This window comes from Mesorhizobium sp. M4A.F.Ca.ET.050.02.1.1 (assembly GCF_003997725.1).
Taxonomy (GTDB): domain Bacteria; phylum Pseudomonadota; class Alphaproteobacteria; order Rhizobiales; family Rhizobiaceae; genus Mesorhizobium.
This window is the reverse complement of record NZ_RZSG01001252.1, coordinates 1-1,014: the sequence shown is the minus strand read 5'-3', so window position 1 is coordinate 1,014 and position 1,014 is coordinate 1. Positions and strand designations below refer to the sequence as shown.

The following is a 1,014-nucleotide window of genomic DNA, read 5'->3' as shown; positions in this document are numbered from 1 at the left end:
CTGATCGAGAAGCAACTGGCCGACACCGCCGCACCCGACGCCATGCTGGTCGCCGAGACCGGGGGGCTCAACGCCATGATCGTCGATTCCACCGCGCTGCCCGAGCAGGCGGTGCGCGACATCCTCGCCTCCGCCTTCCAGAGCGCCGGCCAGCGCTGCTCGGCGCTGCGCGTGCTCTATGTCCAGAAGGACGTAGAGAAGAAGATGCTGGAGATGCTGAGGGGCGCGATGGAAGCGCTCAACCTCGGCGATCCCTGGCTGATCTCGACCGATGTCGGCCCGGTCATCGACGACGAGGCGCAAACGTCGATCCGCGACTATTGCACCAGGATGGGCCTGCAGGGCCGGCTGATCGCCAAGCTCGAAGCGCCGAAGAGCGGCCGCTTCGTCGCGCCGCATGTCTTCCGCGTCAAGGGCATCGAGGAGATGGAGCGCGAGGTGTTCGGCCCGGTGCTGCATGTCGCCAGCTTCGACGCCGACGAGATCGACGCCGTTATCGCCGCCATCAACCGCAAGGGCTATGGCCTGACCTTCGGCCTGCACACGCGCATTGAAGGCCGCGTCCAGCATTTCGTCGACGGCATCCATGCCGGCAACATCTATGTCAACCGCAACCAGATCGGCGCCGTGGTCGGCTCGCAGCCGTTCGGTGGCGAGGGGCTTTCGGGCACGGGACCGAAGGCCGGCGGGCCGCATTACCTGCGGCGCTTCCGCAAGGGGCCGGAGGCAGGCACGCATGTCGCCGAGGGCCACAAGGTGACGGCAACCGAACTTGCCGACAATCTGCCCGATCCGACGCTCGGCGGCTGGTCGACGCGGCCCGACCGGGTGGCGATCCTGCGGAAGCACCTGCGCGGCAAGGGCGCGGCCGCCATCGGCGCGGCGGCAAGTATCGATTTCGGTCAGGTCGACCTGCCGGGTCCGACGGGGGAGGCCAACACGCTGTCGCTGGCGCCACGCGGCCGGGTGCTTTGCCTCGGCCCTGATGCCGAGACGCTGCTTGCCCAGACGATC

Annotated in this window: 1 protein-coding gene; it reads left to right on the top strand. The window is 68.2% G+C overall.

All coding sequences use genetic code 11. The features are described from left to right. Window positions 1–1,014: aldehyde dehydrogenase family protein (locus tag EOA33_RS36725; protein WP_127407795.1), on the top strand; the 1,014-nt coding region annotated here is incomplete at both ends.